This is a genomic window from Cutibacterium equinum, from assembly GCF_028021195.1.
Lineage (GTDB): Bacteria > Actinomycetota > Actinomycetes > Propionibacteriales > Propionibacteriaceae > Cutibacterium > Cutibacterium equinum.
In genome coordinates, this window is record NZ_CP115668.1 from 235,806 (window position 1) to 256,186 (window position 20,381).

Here is a 20,381-nt window from a genome sequence, read left to right on the forward strand (position 1 = left end):
GGTCCACGTCCTGGCCCCGGACGTTGTGTGTTCTGGGGGGTGTCCGTACCGGACGTGGCCTCTCAGTTGGCCCGTGCTGCCAGCTTTTCGGGCTCCATGATGGTGACGGCCTTGGGGCGTGCAGCGATCCACCCACGAGAGGTGAAGTCGGTGAGAGCCTTGTTGACGGTCTCGCGGGAGGACCCGACGGCCTGGGCCAGCTCGTGCTGGGTGAGGTCATGACGGACGACGACGTGGCCTGTCGACGGGTTCGTGGTGCCGAACCGACGTGCCAGGTCGAGCAGGGTGTAGGCCAGACGGCTGGGGACGTCACCGCAGACGAAGTGGGCGGTGTTGTCGTCGGATCGACGCAACCGCTCTGACAATCGCCCCAGCATGGCCAGGGCGACGTCGTGGCGTGTTTCGACGAGTTCACGCATCTGCATGCCGGGGGCCTTGAGCAAACTGCAGCGGGTGAGCGTGGTGGCTGTCGTGGAGCGCATGCCGCCGTCAACCAGCGACAACTCCCCGAACATGTCTCCGGGGCCCATGAGCCACAGCAGGGAGTCTCGGGGAGTGAGGTCCTCGGCAGTGCTGGAACGGGTGAGCTTCACCTTGCCCTCGACAACGAGGTAAAGGTTGTCGGCTGAGTCGCCGGCCTCGAAGAGCACTGTGTTCCGTGGACAGACCAAGGCTTCACACATCGCCATGATCCGGGCGGCCGAGGCGGGGCCAAGAGCTGCGAAGAACGGTTGGGTCGCCGCTGCTGCCACCACATTTGCCATCCGAACATCTCCCCTCATGGGCACCTGCATCGTCCGACCGTCGTCGGTCGAGGCACCGCATGCAGGTGCTTATATTGTGGCAGGTGTCACATTTTGTGATGGCAGGGGGGTCGTTTTCTCCTTCTATGCTAGGAATCATGGAAGCTGCACCCACCACCTCAGTGCGTCGAGAGCAGTGCAAGAAACATGCTGACGAGGTGGCTGGGTTGTTGGCCGAGGCCTACCCGGATGCGCGCTGCGAGTTGGACCACGACGGCGCCTACCAGCTTCTCGTCGCCACCGTGCTGTCGGCTCAGACCACGGACCGACGGGTCAACACCGTCACCCCCACGCTGTTCTCCCGCTGGCCCGACCCACAGGCCTTGGCAAGCGCTGACGTCGGTGAGGTTGAGACGGTCGTGGCGCCCCTGGGGTTTGGGCCGACGCGGGCCGTGCGACTGGTGTCGATGGCCGCACAACTCGTCGACGACTTCGATGGAGTGGTCCCGCAGGATCTCGACTCCCTGGTGACTCTGCCAGGAGTGGGTCGCAAGACCGCCAATGTCGTTTTGGGAAATGCCTTCGGGGTGCCCGGGATCACCCCGGACACTCACGTCATGAGGGTGTCGCGACGACTCGGGTGGACTGACGCGACGACCCCGGCGAAGGTGGAGGCTGACCTTGCGAACCTCTTCGAGCCGGCGGACTGGGTCATGCTGTGTCATCGTCTCATCTGGCATGGGCGTCGTCGCTGCCATTCCCGACGGCCAGCATGCGGGGTCTGCCCGGTGGCTGGATGGTGCCCGTCCTATGGCCAGGGGCCGACTGACCCCGATGAGGCGGCCACCTTGGTGAGGGAGCCGCGCCGATGATGAAGATGCCGATGACGAGGATGAGGATCCTTGCCGCAGTGATGACCGTCGTCATGCTGGCCGGCTGCGGGTCAGACGCCAACATCGCCCATGAGCGCGAGGAGGCCGGCATCCCGGACTGCTCCCGTCTGTCGTCGGGGCCCGTGTCCAAGACCGAGGGGACGGCAGCCGAGGGCCAGCCGATGCCTGACGTCGGCCTGCAATGCCTCGGCGAGGGGCCGACGATCTCGATGGCCAGCACGACCTCCACAGGAGTGACCTTGGTGACGGTGTGGGCGTCATGGTGTCGGCCCTGCCACAGTGAGGCCCCCCTCATTGCCCACGCCTACCGCCGCTACCACGACCAGGTGACCTTCCTCGGGGTCGATTACGCCGAGCCCGACGCCTCTGAGGCCATCTCCTTCGCCAGCGAGGCCGGCCTGACCTTCCCGCACCTTCAAGACCCCGACAGCACCATCCGAGGCGCATGGCAGATCGTCGGGGTCCCCGTCACCTTCATCGTGAGGGACGGCACCATCATCACTCACCACAATGGCCAGTGGCGTTCGCAACAAGAACTGGACTCCGCCATCGAGAAAGCCATCGGAAGGACGTCATGAGTCATCTGAACACTCTCATCGCCAGCCTGGGGCGCGAGGACCCCAATTTCTCGGTGGGGCGTCGTCCCCGTGGCGGTCGGTCCTCAGCGGTACTCGCCCTGGTCAGCGAGACCGATCATGACATCGTCTTGACGCGGCGTCCGCTGTTCTTACGCCACCACGCCGGCCAGGTGGCCCTGCCGGGTGGACGCACGGAGGAGGCCGACAACACCATCGTCGACACCGCCCTACGGGAGGCTCAGGAGGAGGTGGGGCTGGACCGCGACCTCGTCACCGTCAGAGGAATCCTGCCTACTGCCCATGTGGCTGCCAGCCAATCCGACGTCACCACCGTCGTGGCGACATGGGAAGGAAAAGGGGCCGTTGGGGTCGTCGATCCCGGCGAGGTCGCCCTGGTACAGCGCGTCAGACTGGCAGACCTTGCCAACCCAGCCGCTCGTGCCATGACCCGGCATCCGTCGGGGTATCGCGGACCGGCTTTCGTGTTGCCCGACTTGTTCGTCTGGGGGTTTACGGCCCATGTCCTTGACTCCCTGCTCGAGCGCGGCGGATGGGCGCGCCCCTGGGACCGTGAGCGCATCGTGGAGATTCCGGAGGGATACCTGGGGGCGCGGCGCCTGCCGGAGGGCACGGCCCCGGATGACATCCCCTGATCCAGCGTAGAAAATGACGCTGGCCCTCCCCACGGTGTTGTGACGATGCAAGGCGCTGGTTCGAGTTAGTGGGGCTGGTGTTCGATGATGAACGAGTGTTGGTCATCCATGCGATGCGGTTGCGTCGATCGACGGTGGAGCAGGTGAAGAGGGCGCGATGAGTGAGTACGGGACTGTAGGTGGCGTTCCGGTCACGGATGCGGATGTTGCGGCGATGGTGGCAAATGCGGAAGCTGGGTTTCCGGGTGTGACGATGCGACGGGATCGTCCTGGGCGTCCGTTGTTGGGGACGGGGCCGTCTCGCACGGTCGCGGTGCGGTTGGACCCTGAACTGGCTGCTGCCTTGGCAACGCGGCAGCGTGAGAGTGGGCTGACGACCTCGGAGCTGATTCGTGAGGCTCTCAGTGCCTACCTTGCTGCCTAATCTTGCGGGGTCTGGAATCGGTTGCGGAGGGGCGAGATGCCGAAAGCAATGAGACGCGACACCAACTCGCGCTGAGATCGCAGGGAATACTCGCCAAGGTCGATCAGGAACGGGCCTGGGTCATCAACCAGAACCGGTAATCCATCACTCTCACAACTCCCAGCCGAACATCTCCTCGGCCACGACCCCGTGCGGGCTATCCTTGACTCCGCTACATGCGGGTAGCCCTCCCTCGATCAAGCTGAGGACGGGCCCGGACACTAGCAGCCCAATCCTTTCTTAAAACCCCTTGCGTGCTAGTATTTCACTGCCTTTAAGATCAACCAACAGGGAGGAAAATACTGGCGCGCATTTCGTGAAACGATTTCAAGTCCGGAGATTCCATCGCAGCCGATGCTGCTTTTGGCTGTCGTAGAATTGCAACAGTCAGTCCCAGGCGGAAGCCGCTACTATGCTGGTTCTGGTTAATTGCAACAAGCCTCACGACCTTTCATTACAGTTAATCGTACGCAGAACCGTTGAAGTCGCTACTGCTTCGAGGGGTTCGGCAGCACCTCGGTGAGTTCAGGGAAGCTGACGAATGTGTCTCCAGAAAGAATGGCCGCATGCAGGTATCTTGTACTTCACGCGACCGAAAGAAGCAGTCCCGCTACTAATAAGACCCGTATGATTATCGGTCCCTCGTTGGGCATCAGATCAATTTTCTCTCCATGGATAAGACTATGAGCAAACGAGAACTTCTCCGCAAGGAACAAGAACGCGAATCACTCAAGATGAAGCGTCGGAAGGTCGCTTACGTCGTCGTAGGCGTACTAGTCCTCTCTCTTATCGTTGTTGGCACGGCGCTTGGTATCAATAAGTCCCGCCAAGGTCCTGCTGTGGATACCTCCCAGGATGCGATCTCCAAGGCAATCGTCGCTATTCCTGAAGACGTCTATGACAAGGTTGGCCCTGGTTCTGCGGAGTTCCCGACCACCAAAACTGGGAACAAGCCTGACAAGGGCGGCAAGGTGCAGCTCTTCTATGTGGGGGGAGAGTTCTGTCCATTTTGCGCAATGGAGCGACTTCCTCTCGCGGCTGCGTTGTCGCGCTTTGGAACCTTCAGTGGGCTGAAAGATATCCTGTCGAGCTCGACAGAAAAGGAGCTTCCCAATATCCCGACGATTACTTTTAGGAACTACAAGTACAGCAGTAAGTATGTTGACTTGGACGCCTACGAGTTGTCCGATAGAGAAGGTCGACAGATAGCAAGCCTTCCGGAGGCTAAACAACAGATATTTGACACGTACAACCCAAAGAAAGGGATTCCTTTCACCTACTGGGGTGACATCACCACGTCGAGCCCTAGCTACACTCCTTGGCTGGCGGGGGGAGACCCGAAAAACGTGGCGAAAGCTCTTTCTGATCCACATTCAAAAGAGGCGCAGGCAATCGTAGGGGGTGCGAATCTCTTCACTGCCGAGATTTGCTCCCGGACTGGCAACGAACCTGCCAACGTCTGCACGTCTCCTGGTGTGAAGGCAGCAGCCAAAAAACTGAGGTGAAGTGCAGCCTTGGCCTGGGCGCACAGCAAAACAGAGGCCCCTCCTGGAACTGAGGCTGTTCAGGAGGGGCCTCTGTGCGCACCCGGATGACGTCCCCTGATCCACGAGGTCACGGTGGGCACAACGATGCTGGCCCTCCCCACAGTGCCGTGGGGAGGGCCAGCGTCACACGTAGGTTCAGTGGCGGGTGTCCGTAGCGCGGCGAGGAGCAGCAACGCCAGTAGCTGTCGGCGCGGGGTGCGAGGACACCTCGTTGGCGTCGATGCTGCTGCGAGCAGTGGCGTTGTACTTACCACGGGCGACAGCCGACTTGACGGCCTCGAGGGTGGACTTGGCCTCGTCAACGACGCCGGTCGGGGCCTTGATCTGGGAGATCTGGCTCTTACCGATCAGGGCAAGGATGCCGGCCAGAATGAACATGGCGACGGCCATCGTCGCGAAACCGACGACCAAGGACAACAGGATGCTCCAGTCGCCGATGTGCTGCCACATGAGGGAGAAGGCGAAGGCACCGCACAGCCACAGCAGCAGTGCGCCGACGATGCCGAAGTAACCAGCACCACCGAACATGCCGGCACCAATCCCGGCGTGTTTGGCGGCAGGCTTGATTTCCGCCGTCACCAAGGCCTTGGAGTCCTGGACGAACTTCTGGCCGTCCGTCTTGAGATTGTCGATCGTGTCGCCAACCGGGAGCTTGTCTGCCATGGGATGCCTCCGCGTCATGAATGTGGTGATCTCAGCCTAACGGGAATTGGTTCGATTTGCTGTATCCGGGTTGAGTTGTCGTCGAGGGAACAGGGTCAGTCGGTGTTGATGGAGCTGCCGGCAGCTACTGGAACCTCGTGAGGGTGCTTCTGTCGCCGCAAGGCGTGTTTCTTGCTGCGATGGTGCAGCAACCCGCCACCAAGGATGGCTGCCAGGAAGGAGGCGACGAGCACGGAGGCCTTGGCCTCGTCGGCGAAGGCGTGGCTCTTCGGGAAGGAGAGGTCAGTCATGAGCATCGAGACAGTGAACCCGATGCCGGCGAGTACCGACACCGCGATGACGTCGCGCCACGCGACACCTCGCCCCAACTCGGCCGAGGTGAATCGGGCCGTCAGCCAGGAGCCCAGCGTGATGCCGATGACCTTGCCGCCGATGAGGCCGCAGATGATGCCCAGGGAGATGGGGTGGGTCCACAGACCCAGGAAGGTGTCCTTGCTGACCTTCACCCCTGCGCTCATGAGGGCGAAGAAGGGGACGACGGCACCTGCCGACCACGGCTCGACCTTGTGCTGCCAACGGTCAGCGGGGTCGTCGAGCACGTCCTCCTCGCTGCGGGTGAGCAGACCGAAGGCGACACCAGCGATGGTGGCGTGGACGCCGGAGTGCAACATGCACCACCAACCCACGATGAACAGGGGTATGTACCACCAACCGTTGTCGACGTGGAAGTGCTGCATGACCCCCCACAGGCCGATACAGGCGATCGCGCCCACCAGCCACCAGATGTTGAGGCCGTTGGAGAAGAAGACCGCGATGACGATGATGGAACCCAGATCATCAGCGATGGCCAGGGTGAGGAGGAACGCTCGCACGGCCTGTGGCAGGTCAGATCCGACGATGGCCAGGACTGCCAGGGCAAAGGCGATGTCGGTGGCCATCGGGATGGCCCAACCTGCTGGATGCCCCTGAGAAGACAGCACGTTGAACACCGTGTAGATCCCGGCCGGGAACACCATTCCGCAGACGGCGGCGACGATGGGCACCAGTGCGTCGGCAGGTCGTGACAGTGAACCCTCGACGAATTCTCGTTTGAGTTCCAGACCTGCGATGAAGAAGAAGATCGTCAGCAGACCGTCAGCCGCCCACTGCTCGATCGTCATCGGTCCAACGGTCAACTCGCGGAAGAAGTGGTACGAATGCTGACCGAGATTGGCCCACAGGAGGGCTGCGACCGTGGCTGCCAGCATCAGCATGCCGCCGGTGGTCTCGTTTCGAAAGATGTCGGACAGGTGCAGGGCGTTGGGGCCCGACACCGGTCGCAGGATGCTCACGCGGGGTCGCTTGTTCTTGCGGGAATCGGTCATCAATACCTTTCGCGTATCCGCGGCACAGGCTCAGCGGGGATAGGGGACACGGCCACGCCGACCAGACTTCCCGGCACACCTCGTTGAAAAGCGTACCAAAGGGGTGTGACGTCGCATCGGTGTTCATGTCGTGGCCTGATGGCGCCGTGACGACATGGGTCGACGTCAGAGGGTTCTCGACGTCAGAGGATTGTTGACCTCAGAGAGTGATGGTGAGCCCGTTGTCGTCAGGGCGGATGGGGGTGGTCAGCTCGTCGTGATCGACCCAGGCTCGCCAACATTCGAGCTGGTAGGGCAGCCTCAGACCACTCGTGCCGGCAGAATCGTCAGCAAGGGCAGCGACCTTGGCCAGCAGCTCGCCGCGAGCGGTGGGGTCGAGGGCCTGAACGGCCGGACGATTGGCCGCCATCGCGATGAGAGAGTCGCGGTCCAGCGGAACCCAGATGCGTTTCGTGGTGTGTTCCGCGTCGGGGAAGTACGTGCTGGAGATGAGTTCCTGCACCGATTCAGAGCCGTAATCGCCACTCATGGCGTTCTGGTCAACAGTGCGCAGCAGGGCTGCCAACCTCTTGACCCACGGGACGGTGTCGTCGCGCACCAACCAGGAGACGCCCAGGACGCGACCGGTCCGCAGGACGCGCGCGACTTCGGGCAGCACGAGGCCGGGAGCGAGTTCGTGGAAGCCCTGGTGTACCAGGACGGCGTCAAAGCTGCAGGGGTTGAGTGGTAGCGATTCGGGCGATCCGCAGATGGCCATGACACCGGGAATGCGGTTGAGCTTGGCTGCCGTGTCCGGGTCGCGATGGACGGCCAGCACCTCGACCCCGTGGGCGGCCACAGTTCGGCAGTAAGTGACGGTCGGGCACAGCACGATGACGCGATGGCCTGGTTCCAGGCATCCGGCAGTCAGCCATTCGAGAGTGCCACTGGGGAAACGTGGGGTGGAGGAGACTGCCATGGGCTCGATTGTAGGGGGAAGTGCTGAGATCGGGGGGTTGTCCACAGGGGTCCCTGGGTGGTTCGTCACGTTTTCCACAGATTCAGGATTCGGTGACGGATTTCGCGTCCTGCGACGAGAACTGTAGGCATGAGGATTCTGGGAGAACAACGGGACGCGGCGGTGCGCCGGTCCGCCGAGGACACTGCCCCGGAGACCACCTCCGTGGCTTTGGTGAGCCGTGACATCCGACTGTCCGAAGTGGTCGGGTCGGTCGCAGCCAGTGGCGGGGTGGTCGTCGAGGTCGTGGCAGACAGGGACGCTGCAGTGCGAGCGTGGTCGCGTCACGGTCCGCTGCTCGTGGGTGCCGACATGGCCGGGACGGTGATGGCGTGGGGGCTGCCGTCGCGGACGGGAACCCATGTCGTGGGTTTCGACGCGGAGGAGGCCGCGCGATGGTCGGCAGGGCTGTCGGCCAGCGTCATCGTGGTGCCGCAGGCCAATCAGGTACTCACCGAGATCCTCCATGACGAACTGGCCGCGACCTCGAAGGCCACGGTGGTGCAGGTCGACTCAAGTGGTGGCGGTACCGGGGTGAGCACCTTGGCGGCTGGATTGGCCTGGGCGGCCGCGAGGTCCGGGATGAAGGTCGGACTGGTCGAACTTGATCCCCACGCCGGTGGGATCGATCTGTTGCTGGGCATTGAGAGGGCAGACGGGTGGCGGTGGCCTGAGTTGGCCTCGGCTCGCGGGGTGACGACCGATCTGGGGTCTCACCTGCCGTCCATCGACGGCGTCGCGGTGGTCAGCGCGGGCAGGGTGAGTGCCCAGGTGTCTCCAGCTGCGCGCCGGGCCGTGGTCGAGTCCCTGGCGGGGGACCACGATCTCGTCGTGGTGGATCCGGGAGGCATGGCGGCCCCGGAGGTGTCAGTTGACGTCAGGATCGGTGTGGTCGCCGCCGATCTCAGGTCCGTCATGACCGCGAGAGGCCGGGACCTGCCCAACCTGCTGGTGGTCAGGCGGGGTTCGGGGCGAGCGATGCCTGACGGTGACATCGAGTCGGTGCTGGGCCTGCGACCCGACGTCGTGGTGAGGGATGACCGGCGACTGGCTCGAGGAACGGGCTACGCCGAAGCGCCGTGGGTGGTGGCGTCTCGGCAATGGCGCCGCCGGTGTCGGGACCTGGCTGAGGCGGTGATGGACTCATGAGTGGCAACGAACCGGATCGTCAGTTGGTCGAGCAGGTGCGTCGTCGACTGGCAGGTCTTGGCCGCGACTGGACGCCGATGGACGTCGCGCACGCCATCCTCGACAGCGGCCAGGTGGCCTCCGACAAGACGGTGCTGGCGGTCGTCGAGGAGTTGCGTCGGACCAGTACCGGGGTGGGCCGGTTGGAGCCTCTCTTGGTGATGGAGGGAGTCACGGACATCCTCGTCAATGGCCCAGAACAGGTGTTCATCGATCGTGGCAAGGGGCTGGAACTGACTGACGTCACCTTCAGTGGGCCTCAGGAGGTGAGGGCGCTGGCGGTGCGGCTGGCAGCGGCCGTGGGGCGTCGTCTCGATGACGGCAACCCGTGGGTTGATGCCCGGCTGCCCGATGGTACTCGAGTCCATGCCGTCCTCGACGTCTTGGCTCGGCCGGGAACTTGCCTGAGCCTGCGCGTGCCGTCGCGGCGCCGTCTTTGCCTCGACGACTGGGTGTGTGGGGGATCGATGACCCCTGACTGTCGACGTATTATCGACCAGATCCTCACCCGTAAGTTGGCTTTCCTGGTAACTGGCGGCACTGGAACTGGCAAGACGACCCTGCTGTCGGCAATGCTGACGAGTCTGCCACCGGATCAACGGCTGGTCATCGTCGAGGATTCCCGCGAGATCTGGATAGATCACCCGCACTGGGTCTCGATGGAGGCCCGCGCTGCCAATTCCGAGGGCAAGGGTTCGGTGACCCTCACCGATCTGGTCCGTCAGTGCCTGCGTATGAGGCCCGATCGGATCGTCCTGGGAGAGGTCCGAGGGGCCGAATTGCGCGACCTCCTCATGGCCCTCAACACCGGGCATGAAGGAGGGTGTGGGACGGTGCACGCCAATGGTGTGGCCGAGGTGCCGGCTCGTCTGGAGGCGTTGGCGGCCCTGGGCGGTTTGTCCCGAGAGGCGGCTTCGGCCCAGATCACCGCGGCCCTGCACACCGTCATCCACCTGGAACGGGGGCCGTCAGGGCGGCGAGTGGCCGAGATCGGGGTTTTCACCGACGTCGATGGTCGAGCGGTGGTGATTCCAGCCGTGCGATGGGACGCCCACGGTGCCCGGACCCGTGGCGAGGGTGCTAGGGCGTTGTCGCAATTGCTGGGGATGGAGGTGGCCCCATGACCATCGTGACAGCCGCAGTACTTGTGGGCGTGGCGGTGTGGATCGTCATCCCGCCTCCCATGAGACGTCGAGAGGAGCGAGGCCTGCCGGTGTGGTCGGTGGTGCCGGCTGGAGTCGTGGTCGCCGGGTTGGTGTGTGGCATCAGCGGTGTGGTGTGGGCCGTCATGGCTGCCGCCGTGGGTGGGACGGTGTTCATCGTCGTGCGCCGGCAGCGGAGACGGGCCCAGGCCCTCAAGGGTGGACGGGAAGTGGCCCGAGCGACGAGGGCCCTGGCAGGCCGAGTGTCGGTCGGGGAGATCCCGTCGGTGGCCTTGGACCACGTTGCCGACGACGTTGAGGTGCTGGCTCGCGCCAGACGGGCACAAGCGGTGGGCGGAAGTGTGTCCGACGCTCTCATCGCGACCGCCCAGCAGCCGGGGATGGCGGGTTTGGTGCCACTGGCCCATGCCTGGAAGCTGGCCGCGATGACGGGCGCCCCGTTGGCCTCGGCGGCCACGTCGATAGCTGAGGGGACCGCCAGACGAGCTCGTCTGGAAGCCACCCTGGACTCCGAGCTGGCCGCAGCCAGGGCTTCTGGACGGATCATGGGTTTGTTGCCCTTCGTCGGATTGCTCATGGGCCATCTCGTCGGGGCACGTCCGACGGTCTTCCTGACGACCACCTGGTTGGGCAGAGCCTGTCTTGTGGGGGCGACCCTGCTGGCCTGCGCCGGGGTGTTGTGGAGTGAGTCCCTGGCCGATCGCGTGGCGAGGCAGGCCCTGCCGTGACCGGGATCGACGTGGGCACAATGGTGATTCCAGCGATGGTCATGGCTGCGGTGGCGGCCTGGCTGGTCGTCCCACCAGCAGGGACATGCCGAACGGAGCCTCACAAGCCTGCGCCATCCTGGCTTGCTCCTCGCAGCGGCGCCCCCACCCCTGAGGTTCGGGTCGTGGCGGGCCTGGTAGCCGGTTGCGGGGTCATGGCCGCAGTTCCCTGGCCGCTCCCGGTGGGGGTTGTCGTGGCTGTGGTCGCCGGAGCCGTGGTGTGGTGGGGATCTGGGCGGTTGGAGTCGTCAGCGCATCGCCGGGAGGAGGAGCGTCGGGCAGCCCAATTGCCCGAAACCCTCATCATGTTGTCCAGCGCGATGGAGGCGGGCCTGCCCTTGCGATCAGCCGTGACGACGGTGGCCGAATCCCTGGACGGACCCTGTGGGCGCGATTTGCGCAGGTTGGAGTCGTCCCTGACTGCTGGGGTCGCGGATTCCAAGGCTTGGGCCGGGCTCGCGACGGTGCCGGTGTGGCGAGATGCAGCTCAGGACGTCTCACGGGCTGTGGATTCGGGCGAGGGGATCAGCGAGTTGTTGTTGGCCCATGCCGCCCAGATGCAGATCGCTGCCGCCGAGCAGGCAGAGAAGAAGGCACGCAAGGCCGGTGTCGACGCCATCGGTCCGCTGGTCTGCTGCCACCTGCCAGCCTTCCTGTTGGTGGGGGTGGTGCCGATCATCGCCGGGATGGTGCTCGGGGCGTTGTGAGACCGGCGGTGGCCGCGCTTCAGGGCGTGGCCGTCGTCGCCATGTCCGTGGCAAAAACGGTTATCCACAAGGGGTTGAGCCGGTCATGCGGGGGTTGTCCACAGAAATGAAAAAGGTGACGGATTTCGAGGGTTCAGACGAGAACTGTAGGTGTGAGGCGCCGACCTCACGGCAGTCGGGACTGGCTCGGCTGCAAGGACGGACAGGAGACGACAGTGTCTGAGAAGAACCCAACGACCGAACCGGTCATTTCTGCCAGGTCCCTTGACCTGGTTGGCTCAACCGAAGCTGTGGTGGAATCACCATCTCGGCGACGATACCGAGCAGCACGCAACACCCTCATCGATCGCGGCATGGCCACCGCCGAGTACGCCGTCGGCATGCTTGCTGCCGTCGCCCTCGCCCTGGTGATGTTGAAGATCGTCACTCACCAGGAGGTCTTCACCAAACTGCTCAAGCTGGTCGTCGGCATCATCGGCAAGGCCGGAGGCATGCTGCCGTGACCGCGTTGGCTCGTCGTGGCGGGCACCGATGGGTGTCCGCCACGCCGGGTCGCTCCGCGCGGCGATCCGGTCAGCGCGCGTCGCGGGGAATGGTGACGGTCGAGATGGCCGTCAGTCTCATCACAGCGGCCCTGATCGTTGTCACGAGCTGCTGGGTTGTAGGGCTGGTGGTCGTCGAGGACTCCTGTCGCACGACGGCTGCTCAGATCGCCCGGCAGGTGGCTCGCGGAGACACCGCATCTGCCCGTCAGGCCGAGCAGCACGCCCCGACGGGGGCGCGGGTGTCAACCACGACCTCGGATGGCTGGGTTGAGGTGACAGTTCAGGTTGATCGGTCCCTGGGAAGGCTCGGGCCGGTTCATCTGCGTGGTCAGGCACGTTCCCCGATGGAACCGGGGGAGTCATGAGGAAAGGGGGTCGTCGTAGCCGCTCCGGTGTTGGTGCACGCCGGGAACGAGGTTCGGGAACCTTGCTGGTGGCCGCTGTCGGCGTGGGATTCATAGCCGCCGTCTGGTTGTCCATCCTGGTGACGGGGTGGTGGTCGGCCAGTCATCGCGGCGAGGAGGTGGCCGACATGGCTGCCTTGGCGGCTGGACGAGCCGAGGCCAGGGGAGAGTCGGCATGTCTGGTCGCCCAGCAAACCGTGCAGGCCAATGGCGCTCAGTTGGTGTCGTGTGACGTGCATGATGCGCCGACCGGTTTTGCCGTCACCGTCACAGTGGCGGTGACGATCCATCGCGGATGGGAGCTTCCCGGTATGCCCACCACGGTGGTGAAGTCTTCTCGGGCCGGCCCGGTCGAGTGAGCCAAGAACAGGGGGTTGACAAGGACGAATACAGGTGACGTCGGGGTTGTCACGGCTCAGCGAGGTGACCGCTCCCTCCGGGGTGGCGGGCAGGATCGGATGACATCAGGCCCGAGGATCCATCGCCGCTGTCAGCGCGGCCGCCGCGGCCTTGTCGAGCATCTGGTTGGCATTGCCGCACTTGGGAGAGACGACGCAGGCCGGACACCCCGACTCGCACTCACACTGGGCCAGTCGCACAGCGGTCGCATGCCACCACTGTTCGGCCTGGTCGAAACCCGCCTGAGCGAAACCAGCCCCACCGGCCTGGCCATCGTGGACGACGATCGTGCACGCCCCGGTGTCGGGCAGCATGACCGTCGACACCCCACCGACGTCCCACCGGTCGCACGGGGAGAACATCGGCAACAGCCCGATGGCGGTGTGTTCGGCGCCGTGGGCAGCCCCCGCCAGGTGGACGGCGTCCAAGCCGAGTTCAGCCACAACGGCATCGGGGATGACCCACCAGCATGCCTGGGTGATCATGGTGTGGGTGGGCATCTCCAGGGCTGCGGAGTCCCAGACGTCATTGGTGATCTCGTCGCGCCGCAGATATCCGACGACCTGTTCGGTCAGCTCCACCTGCCCGCACGCCACGTACCCCGGCCCGAACTCTCGGCGCCTCTCCTCTCGGATGATGCGCACCGTCGACGCCGACTGTGGCTGGGTCCAGTAGCCCGGCAGATCCTGATGGACCAGGGCGCGGTGCTCGGTGGGGTCGTACTCGTCGACCAGCCACTGGTCACCCTGATGCAGGTACACCGCACCGGGATGGACGGTGCGGTCCCCGGCGGCCTCATCGACGACCCCGATCACCCTGCCGGTGACCGCGTCGATGATGTCGATTCCGTGACCAGACGCCGATCGCAGGTCGATGGCGTCGACGGCCCGCTCCGGACGGGTCCAGAACAGCCGATCCCCGCGTCGTCTCAGCACCTTCTGGGCAGTCAACATCTCGCACATTGGCGCAAAGGCCGAGCCGTAGAACTCCTCGTCGGTCGGGCAGAGGTAGGCCTCCTGGGCGGCTGCCGCCAGATGCGGACCAAGGACATAGGGGTTGTCCGGGTGTAGAACCGTCGACTCCACCGCGGAGGAGAACAACAGTTCCGGGTGGCTGAACAGGTATTGGTCCAGGGGATTCTGCCTGGCCATGAGGATGACGAGGGCATCTCGTCCTGCTCGTCCAGCCCGACCGGCCTGCTGCCACAGGGCCGACAACCGTCCGGGGTAACCGGCGATGACCACAGCGTCCATCCCTGAGACGTCCACGCCCAGCTCCAGGGCATTGGTCGCCACCACGGCCCGCACGGACCCGTCCTGCAGCCCGGCCTCGATAGCCCGACGATCCTCGGGCAGGTAGCCGGCCCGGTAGGACGCGATCCGCGCGCCGCTGGTCACCCGGTCTTGCGCGCGGGCGGAGATGACCTCTGCCAGCGACCGGGATGCGACGAAACAGATCGTCTGCATCCCGGCGTCGGCCAGATCCGCCACCACCTCGGTGGCATCACTGGACAGAGACTCGGCTGGTTGCCACAGCACGACGTCACGACCCGGGTGAGGGGAGCAGTCCTCGTCGACCACCTCGATCTTGTCCACCCCGAGCAGTCGGGCCCCAGCCTCAGCCGCATTCGTCGACGTCGCACTAGACAGCAGGAAGACCGGATCGGCGCCATGCATCCGGCACAGCCGACGCAACCGGCGGATGACCTGGGCCACATGGGCCCCGAAGACCCCGCGATACCGATGCGCCTCGTCGATGACGACATACCTCAGGCTCCCCAGCAGCCCGGCCCACCGGGAGTGGGAGGGCAACACCGTGTGATGCAGCATGTCCGGGTTGGTGAGGACATATCGGGCCTGTTCACGGGCAAAGCGTCGTTCGGCGTCATCGGAGTCACCGTCAAGAGTGGACACGAACCAGTCACGCGGCCCGATCTCCCGACACACCCGAGCCTGGTCATGGGCGAGGGCCTTCGTCGGTGCCAGATACAACGCGCTGTTACGTCTCAAGGAATGACGCAGGGAGGCCGGCAGATTCGGGGTGGGTGGCTCGGGTAGAACGGGGGTCGCCGACGCCGTTGCAGCCATGATCGGTAACAGGTAGGCCAGTGTCTTGCCCGAGGCCGTCGCGGTGCAGATGGCGGCGTGGTGACCGGCTCTGGCCAACTCTGCCAACCGCGCCTGATGCTCCCACGGACGCGAAATGCCGGCCTTCTCCACGGCCTGACGGCAATCCTCGGGCAGCCATGACGGCCACGCGCAGGTGCGCCCAGCCGCAGCGTCACGATGATCGACGTGGACCACCTGGGGGCTGGCCAGCAGCCGAGACACAGCCCTCCCGTCGCGGGTCGATGGGACAGATGGAACGGCCACGCGCCAAGATTGCCACCATGGGCAGACACCTCACCGCACACGAGATCGAACAGGTGCGCAACACCTTCATCGACATCGGCTACCTCACTGACCCCGTCATGGCCGCCATCGGAGAGTCCGGTCAGCGTGGACTGGCCAGAAACGCCACCACCCCGGCATCCAGAACCCTCGCAGGTCGCACTGATCCGCTGGCTGGGGCCATCCGGCTGTGGCTGCTCCAACAGCCGGTCCCCGTCGAGCAGCTCGCTTCGCTGCCGCTGGCAACCCTTGCCGAGGCCGGACTCGTGAGCCTCGACGGGTCGACGGTCCGTGCCCTGGCCGACGTGCGTCCCTACGGTTCTCCCGACGACGGTGCCTCCGGGTGGACGGTTTCCGACCTCACCCCCGGTCTGGACAAGGTCATCACCAGGACCCGCTCTGACTACGTGCTGGGGGTGTCCCCGGCATCAATATCCTTGACCCAGATGACCATCCCCACCCATGTGGGAAGCGCCTTGGACATGGGCTGCGGCTGTGGCGTCCAGTCCCTCCACCTGTCTCGCCACGCCGACCGCGTCGTCGCCACGGACATCAACCCGAGAGCCCTCCAGATGGCCGAACTCACCTTCGGTCTCTCCCATGCCGACGTGGACATCCGGGAAGGGTCCCTCTACGAGCCCACCGGGGACGACACCTTCGACCTCATCGTCACCAATCCGCCATACGTCATGGCTCCTCCCAGCCCCAACGGTCAGCGTCTGGTCTACCGAGAGGGCGGATTCTCCGGGGACGGGCTGGTGGAGGCCGTCGTCCGTGGCGCCCCAGCCCACCTCAACGACGGCGGCACGCTCCAGGTCCTTGCCAACTGGGCCCACATGGGCGATCAGCCATGGTCCGAACGCCTGGCCACCTGGGTCGAGGGGACCGGCTGCGACCTGTGGGTCGTGGAACGGGAACACCTCGACGTCTACGAATACATCGAGACCTGGCTGACCGACGCCGGTCTGGACGGATCTGCCCAGTGGCGTCCCCGCTACGACGAATGGCTGTCCTACTTCGACACCCTGAATGTCACTGGCGTCTCCCTGGGCTGGATCACCCTGACCAAGGCTGGTCGCGACGAGCCGGACCTGTCCTTCGAGGAATGGCCCTGGCAGGTCGCCCAGCCGATTGGCGAAACGATGGCACAGCGCTCCCAGGCCGTCACCTGGGCGCGGCTGAGTGACGAGGACCTGCTGGCAGGGCGCTGGCGGATTGGCCCTGACGTCGACAACGAGACCACCGGACGGCCGGGAGCCGCCGACCCCGAGCACATCGTGTTGCGTCAACGCCGTGGACTGTGCCGGGCCGTCGAGATGACGACGGCTTCCGGTGGAGTGCTGGGAGCCTGCGACGGGGAACTCACCCTGGGCCAGATCACCAGCGCCGTCTCGGCGATCCTCGAGGTCGACCACGAGGACCTCCTCGCCGAGGTGCTCCCGTTGGTCCGTGAGTGCCTGCGCCACGGCATTCTGGAGGCTGTCTGAGTCTGCACGAATCGGTGAACGGTGACCATTGCGGGCCCCAGTGGCATCGGGTTCCCTCGTGCGATAATTTTAATGAGGAAATCATTAAAAAGGAGAACCGATGACCGATCACCACGAGATCCCACTTACCGAGACCCATCACTGCAGCGGCGGTGAGAGCGACGCCGGACTGCCCGAACTCGACGTGCGCACTATTCCGCACGCCATCCGCCACGGCGCGGTCATCGGTGCATTCGCCCAGCTGCAGCCAGGCGCCTCGATGGTCCTCATTGCTCCGCACAACCCGTTGCCCCTGCTGAGTCAGCTCGAGCAGATCAACGGAACGCTGGGCGTCGACTACCTCAGTGAGGGCCCGGGGGAATGGCATATCAAACTCACCAAGCAGGACTGAGGCGTTCTCGCATAACGTGAACGCGCCCTGCCCCCAATCGTCTGCCGGCCGGTCTGAAACAGGCTGTCCGAACGGGTTCGTCGGGGGCAGGGTGTTCTCGTCTCGAGTGATCCCAAGGTGCCGGATGCGACGCCTGTTGTTACGGTTGACCCGCGACCACCGGTGACGGTGTCGCTACATTGGGCCGCGGACCGTCCTGTTCGGGGCAGCCCGGCAGCTCACACCACGTCAACGGAGAAGGCAGGAATGTCACCGACCAAGAGCCTCGTCATCGTCGAGTCACCCCACAAGGCCACGATGATCGCTGGGTACCTGGGACCCAAGTACACCGTGCGTGCCAGTCAGGGGCATGTGCGTGACCTGCCTACCAGCGCCTCCGAAGTGCCCGCCAAGTGGAAGGGCGAGCCCTGGGCGCGCACCGGCGTCAATGTTGACGACGACTTCACCCCCATCTACGTCGTCTCCCCGGAGAAGAGATCGACGATCCGCGAGCTCAAGACCCTGCTCAAGGAGTCCGACGAACTCCTGCTCGCCACCGACGGTGACCGCGAGGGGGAGGCCATTGCCTGGCATCTGCTCGACGAGCTGAAACCCAAGGTTCCGGTGCGTCGAATGGTCTTCAACGAGATCACCGAGAAGGCCATCAATGAGGCCGTCGCCAACACCCGAGATCTCGACACCGACCTCGTCGATGCCCAGGAGACCCGACGCATTCTCGACCGTCTCTACGGCTACGAGGTCTCCCCGGTGCTGTGGAAGAAGGTGCTGCCGCGTCTGTCTGCCGGGCGTGTGCAGTCGGTGGCCACCCGTCTGGTCGTCGACCGTGAGCGCGAACGGATGGCCTTCACCAGCGCCAACTACTGGGACATGGAGGCCACCCTGGCCGCCAACTCCGACGAGTTTCAGGCCCGTCTGGTCGCCCTGGATGGCACGAAGGTTGCCGCCGGACGCGACTTCGACTCTCACGGCAACCTCACCTCGACGGTGCGTCGACTCGACGAGGCCGCCGCGACCAGTATCGCGAAAGCCCTCGAGACCGCCCCCTTCCGCGTCACCAAGGTCGAGTCCAAGCCGTACACCCGCCGCCCCTACGCCCCCTTCCGCACCACGACCCTGCAACAGGAGGCCGGCCGCAAGCTCGGCTTCACCTCCCAGCGCACCATGTCGGTGGCCCAGGAACTGTACGAGGGCGGATACATCACCTACATGCGTACCGACTCGGTGGCCCTGTCCCAGGAGGCCATTCACGCGGCCCGCAGCCAGGCTGCTGAGCTCTACGGGTCTGATCACGTCCCGGATGCACCGCGCATCTATGCCTCCAAGGTCAAGAACGCTCAGGAGGCCCACGAGGCCATTCGCCCGGCCGGTGAGCACTTCCGCACCCCGGCCGAAACCGGCCTGACCGGCGACAAGTTCAAGCTCTATGAGTTGGTCTGGACGCGCACCCTGGCCTCTCAGATGGCTGACGCCAAGGGAGAAACCCTCTCGGTGACGATCGATGCCACCCCATCCTCCCCGATCAGCGTGGCCGACGGTGACGTCACGACCGCCACCTTCACGGCCTCGGGTCGCACCATCACCTTCCACGGCTTCCTGCGTGCCTACGTGGAGTCCGTTGATGACGGAACCTCCGACGATGCCCAGAAGCGTCTTCCCCAGCTCTCACAGGGCCAGGACGTTGATCCGCGCGAGGTGACGGCCAACGGTCACGACACCCGCCCGCCGGCCCGCTACACCGAGCCCAGTCTGGTGGCGAAGCTCGAGGAGTTGGAGATCGGCCGCCCGTCGACCTACGCCTCGATCATCCGCACCATCACCAGCCGCGACTACGTCTTCAAGAAGGGATCGGCTCTTGTCCCGACCTGGTTGGCCTTCGCCGTCACCAGGCTGCTCGAGGAGCACTTCTCCAACCTCGTCGACTATCAGTTCACCGCCGACATGGAGGAGACCCTCGACCAGATTGCTCGGGGTAATGCTGATCGCGTCGCGGTGCTGTCGGCCTTCTACTTCGGCCAGGCCAAGCCCGATGACGGAGACGTCCCGACACCCACCGAGGGTCATGAGGGCCTGCATCAGCTCGTCACCGAGCTCGGTGACATCGATGCCAGGTCCATCTGCACCTTCCCGATCGGCGACTCCGACGTCGTCGTCCGGGTGGGTCGGTATGGCACTTACGTCGAGGACGCCGACGGTAACCGAGCCAACGTTGACGACGCCCTTCCCCCCGACGAGCTCACCGTGGAGGCCGCCAAGGAGCTGCTGGCCAGCCCGAACGGTCAGGATCGCGAGCTCGGACTGGACCCGCACAGCCACCGTCCGATCGTGGCCCGCAACGGCCGCTTCGGCCCCTACGTCACCGAGGTGCTGGACGACGACGAGGCCACCGAGATCGTCGAGACGACCACCAAGGACGGCAAGAAGCGTCGTACCAAACGCAAGGTGAAGCCGCGTACTGCCAGCCTGTTCAAGTCGATGAACCTGGAGACCGTCACCCTCGACGAAGCCCTCAAGCTGCTCTCCCTGCCGCGTGTGGTGGGCACCGCCGCTGACGGTACCGAGATCACTGCTCAGAACGGTCGCTACGGCCCGTACCTCAAGAAGGGCACGGACTCACGGTCTCTGGGCAGTGAGGACGAAATCTTCTCCATCACGGTGGAGCAGGCCGAGGCCATCTACGCCCAGCCCAAGCAGCGTGGGCGCGCTGCGGCCAAACCGCCGCTGCGTGAACTCGGGGAGGACCCGACCTCCGGGCGTCCGATCGTGGTCAAGGATGGCCGTTTTGGCCCTTACGTCACCGACGGCGAGACCAACGCGACCCTGCGTAAGGACGATTCGGTCGAGGAGATCACCCCGGAACGTGCCCAGGAATTGCTGGCCGAGAAGAGGGCCAAGGGCCCGGCCAAGAAGAGGACGACACGCAAGACGACCGCTCGCAAGACCTCCACGAAGAAGTCGACAACCACGTCCGCCTCGAAGTCAGCCTCGTCCAAGTCGACCACGACGAAGAAGACCGCTGCGAAGTCGTCGTCAGGAAGCTGA

General features: G+C 64.7%; 20 protein-coding genes. 15 read left to right on the top strand and 5 right to left on the bottom strand.

Features of this window, described 5'->3' with window-relative positions:
- Nucleotides 1–62: 62 nt before the first annotated feature.
- Entirely contained in the window at nt 63–794 is a 732-nt protein-coding gene (locus O6R08_RS00955) for a Crp/Fnr family transcriptional regulator (protein WP_271418344.1), read from the bottom strand.
- A gap of 95 nt (nt 795–889) precedes the next feature.
- Between O6R08_RS00955 and nth the strand changes: the two genes are divergently transcribed.
- The 5 genes from nth (at nt 890) to O6R08_RS00980 (ending at nt 4,835) form a co-directional block, all read left to right on the top strand.
- Complete coding sequence (nth, locus tag O6R08_RS00960; RefSeq protein ID WP_271418345.1) at nt 890–1,615, top strand: endonuclease III; 726 nt, start codon at nt 890–892, stop codon at nt 1,613–1,615.
- A gap of 20 nt (nt 1,616–1,635) precedes the next feature.
- Nucleotides 1,636–2,214: a TlpA family protein disulfide reductase gene (locus tag O6R08_RS00965; RefSeq protein ID WP_408640141.1), complete on the top strand. Its 579-nt coding sequence runs from the start codon at nt 1,636–1,638 to the stop codon at nt 2,212–2,214.
- A complete protein-coding gene (locus O6R08_RS00970; RefSeq protein WP_271418346.1) occupies nt 2,211–2,867 on the top strand; it encodes an NUDIX hydrolase in 657 nt (218 codons plus the stop codon). The genes O6R08_RS00965 and O6R08_RS00970 overlap by 4 nt, the downstream gene beginning before the upstream one ends.
- 157 nt (nt 2,868–3,024) lie before the next feature.
- Nucleotides 3,025–3,291: a ribbon-helix-helix domain-containing protein gene (locus O6R08_RS00975; RefSeq protein WP_271418347.1), complete on the top strand. Its 267-nt coding sequence runs from the start codon at nt 3,025–3,027 to the stop codon at nt 3,289–3,291.
- 722 nt (nt 3,292–4,013) lie between these two features.
- On the top strand, nt 4,014–4,835 hold the full coding sequence (locus O6R08_RS00980; RefSeq protein WP_271418348.1) for a DUF929 family protein: 822 nt from the start codon (nt 4,014–4,016) through the stop codon (nt 4,833–4,835).
- 177 nt (nt 4,836–5,012) lie between these two features.
- Here the strand turns inward: O6R08_RS00980 and O6R08_RS00985 are convergent, their stop codons facing one another.
- From O6R08_RS00985 to O6R08_RS00995, 3 genes are all read right to left on the bottom strand, one after another.
- Entirely contained in the window at nt 5,013–5,540 is a 528-nt protein-coding gene (locus O6R08_RS00985; RefSeq protein WP_271418349.1) for a phage holin family protein, read from the bottom strand.
- Between the two features lie 95 nt (nt 5,541–5,635).
- On the bottom strand, nt 5,636–6,904 hold the full coding sequence (nhaA, locus tag O6R08_RS00990) for a Na+/H+ antiporter NhaA (protein ID WP_271418350.1): 1,269 nt from the start codon (nt 6,902–6,904) through the stop codon (nt 5,636–5,638).
- A gap of 199 nt (nt 6,905–7,103) precedes the next feature.
- Nucleotides 7,104–7,718 (bottom strand): class I SAM-dependent methyltransferase, encoded by a 615-nt coding sequence (locus O6R08_RS00995; RefSeq protein ID WP_271419141.1) that lies wholly within the window; start codon nt 7,716–7,718, stop codon nt 7,104–7,106.
- Between the two features lie 273 nt (nt 7,719–7,991).
- Between O6R08_RS00995 and ssd the strand changes: the two genes are divergently transcribed.
- The 7 genes from ssd to O6R08_RS01030 all read left to right on the top strand — a co-directional run bounded on the left by ssd (nt 7,992) and on the right by O6R08_RS01030 (nt 13,034).
- Nucleotides 7,992–9,050, top strand: a complete 1,059-nt coding sequence (gene ssd, locus O6R08_RS01000) for a septum site-determining protein Ssd (protein WP_271418351.1) — start codon at nt 7,992–7,994, stop codon at nt 9,048–9,050.
- Nucleotides 9,047–10,213, top strand: a complete 1,167-nt coding sequence (locus tag O6R08_RS01005; protein ID WP_271418352.1) for a TadA family conjugal transfer-associated ATPase — start codon at nt 9,047–9,049, stop codon at nt 10,211–10,213. Before ssd ends, O6R08_RS01005 begins: the two co-directional genes overlap by 4 nt.
- Nucleotides 10,210–10,980 carry a type II secretion system F family protein gene (locus O6R08_RS01010; RefSeq protein ID WP_271418353.1) on the top strand — a complete coding sequence of 257 codons (771 nt, stop codon included), beginning with the start codon at nt 10,210–10,212 and terminating at the stop codon, nt 10,978–10,980. The genes O6R08_RS01005 and O6R08_RS01010 overlap by 4 nt, the downstream gene beginning before the upstream one ends.
- A complete protein-coding gene (locus O6R08_RS11310; protein WP_333907903.1) occupies nt 10,977–11,726 on the top strand; it encodes a type II secretion system F family protein in 750 nt (249 codons plus the stop codon). The genes O6R08_RS01010 and O6R08_RS11310 overlap by 4 nt, the downstream gene beginning before the upstream one ends.
- A gap of 215 nt (nt 11,727–11,941) precedes the next feature.
- Nucleotides 11,942–12,229, top strand: coding sequence for a DUF4244 domain-containing protein (locus O6R08_RS01020; protein WP_271418354.1), 288 nt, complete (start codon nt 11,942–11,944; stop codon nt 12,227–12,229).
- Between the two features lie 89 nt (nt 12,230–12,318).
- Nucleotides 12,319–12,636, top strand: coding sequence for a TadE family type IV pilus minor pilin (locus O6R08_RS01025; protein WP_271419143.1), 318 nt, complete (start codon nt 12,319–12,321; stop codon nt 12,634–12,636).
- Entirely contained in the window at nt 12,633–13,034 is a 402-nt protein-coding gene (locus O6R08_RS01030) for an Rv3654c family TadE-like protein (protein ID WP_271418355.1), read from the top strand. Before O6R08_RS01025 ends, O6R08_RS01030 begins: the two co-directional genes overlap by 4 nt.
- 105 nt (nt 13,035–13,139) lie before the next feature.
- Here the strand turns inward: O6R08_RS01030 and O6R08_RS01035 are convergent, their stop codons facing one another.
- Nucleotides 13,140–15,446, bottom strand: a complete 2,307-nt coding sequence (locus O6R08_RS01035) for a DEAD/DEAH box helicase (RefSeq protein WP_271418356.1) — start codon at nt 15,444–15,446, stop codon at nt 13,140–13,142.
- On the opposite strand from O6R08_RS01035, the gene O6R08_RS01040 reads away from it, so the two are divergent.
- The 3 genes from O6R08_RS01040 (at nt 15,434) to topA (ending at nt 20,381) form a co-directional block, all read left to right on the top strand.
- Nucleotides 15,434–16,951: a DUF7059 domain-containing protein gene (locus O6R08_RS01040; protein WP_271418357.1), complete on the top strand. Its 1,518-nt coding sequence runs from the start codon at nt 15,434–15,436 to the stop codon at nt 16,949–16,951. The genes O6R08_RS01035 and O6R08_RS01040 overlap by 13 nt on opposite strands.
- 100 nt (nt 16,952–17,051) lie before the next feature.
- Nucleotides 17,052–17,342, top strand: coding sequence for a DUF2249 domain-containing protein (locus O6R08_RS01045; protein ID WP_271418358.1), 291 nt, complete (start codon nt 17,052–17,054; stop codon nt 17,340–17,342).
- Between the two features lie 246 nt (nt 17,343–17,588).
- A complete protein-coding gene (gene topA, locus O6R08_RS01050) occupies nt 17,589–20,381 on the top strand; it encodes a type I DNA topoisomerase (protein ID WP_271418359.1) in 2,793 nt (930 codons plus the stop codon).

What these genes read in the sequence shown, in the direction of transcription:
- O6R08_RS00955 (WP_271418344.1), bottom strand. Translation starts at nt 794, where the DNA reads ATGCAGGTGCCCATGAGGGGAGATGTTCGGATGGCAAATGTGGTGGCA.
- nth (WP_271418345.1), top strand. Translation starts at nt 890, where the DNA reads ATGCTAGGAATCATGGAAGCTGCACCCACCACCTCAGTGCGTCGAGAG.
- O6R08_RS00965 (WP_408640141.1), top strand. Translation starts at nt 1,636, where the DNA reads ATGAGGATCCTTGCCGCAGTGATGACCGTCGTCATGCTGGCCGGCTGC.
- O6R08_RS00970 (WP_271418346.1), top strand. Translation starts at nt 2,211, where the DNA reads ATGAGTCATCTGAACACTCTCATCGCCAGCCTGGGGCGCGAGGACCCC.
- O6R08_RS00975 (WP_271418347.1), top strand. Translation starts at nt 3,025, where the DNA reads ATGAGTGAGTACGGGACTGTAGGTGGCGTTCCGGTCACGGATGCGGAT.
- O6R08_RS00980 (WP_271418348.1), top strand. Translation starts at nt 4,014, where the DNA reads ATGAGCAAACGAGAACTTCTCCGCAAGGAACAAGAACGCGAATCACTC.
- O6R08_RS00985 (WP_271418349.1), bottom strand. Translation starts at nt 5,540, where the DNA reads ATGGCAGACAAGCTCCCGGTTGGCGACACGATCGACAATCTCAAGACG.
- nhaA (WP_271418350.1), bottom strand. Translation starts at nt 6,904, where the DNA reads ATGACCGATTCCCGCAAGAACAAGCGACCCCGCGTGAGCATCCTGCGA.
- ssd (WP_271418351.1), top strand. Translation starts at nt 7,992, where the DNA reads ATGAGGATTCTGGGAGAACAACGGGACGCGGCGGTGCGCCGGTCCGCC.
- O6R08_RS01005 (WP_271418352.1), top strand. Translation starts at nt 9,047, where the DNA reads ATGAGTGGCAACGAACCGGATCGTCAGTTGGTCGAGCAGGTGCGTCGT.
- O6R08_RS01010 (WP_271418353.1), top strand. Translation starts at nt 10,210, where the DNA reads ATGACCATCGTGACAGCCGCAGTACTTGTGGGCGTGGCGGTGTGGATC.
- O6R08_RS01025 (WP_271419143.1), top strand. Translation starts at nt 12,319, where the DNA reads ATGGTGACGGTCGAGATGGCCGTCAGTCTCATCACAGCGGCCCTGATC.
- O6R08_RS01030 (WP_271418355.1), top strand. Translation starts at nt 12,633, where the DNA reads ATGAGGAAAGGGGGTCGTCGTAGCCGCTCCGGTGTTGGTGCACGCCGG.
- O6R08_RS01040 (WP_271418357.1), top strand. Translation starts at nt 15,434, where the DNA reads ATGGAACGGCCACGCGCCAAGATTGCCACCATGGGCAGACACCTCACC.
- O6R08_RS01045 (WP_271418358.1), top strand. Translation starts at nt 17,052, where the DNA reads ATGACCGATCACCACGAGATCCCACTTACCGAGACCCATCACTGCAGC.
- topA (WP_271418359.1), top strand. Translation starts at nt 17,589, where the DNA reads ATGTCACCGACCAAGAGCCTCGTCATCGTCGAGTCACCCCACAAGGCC.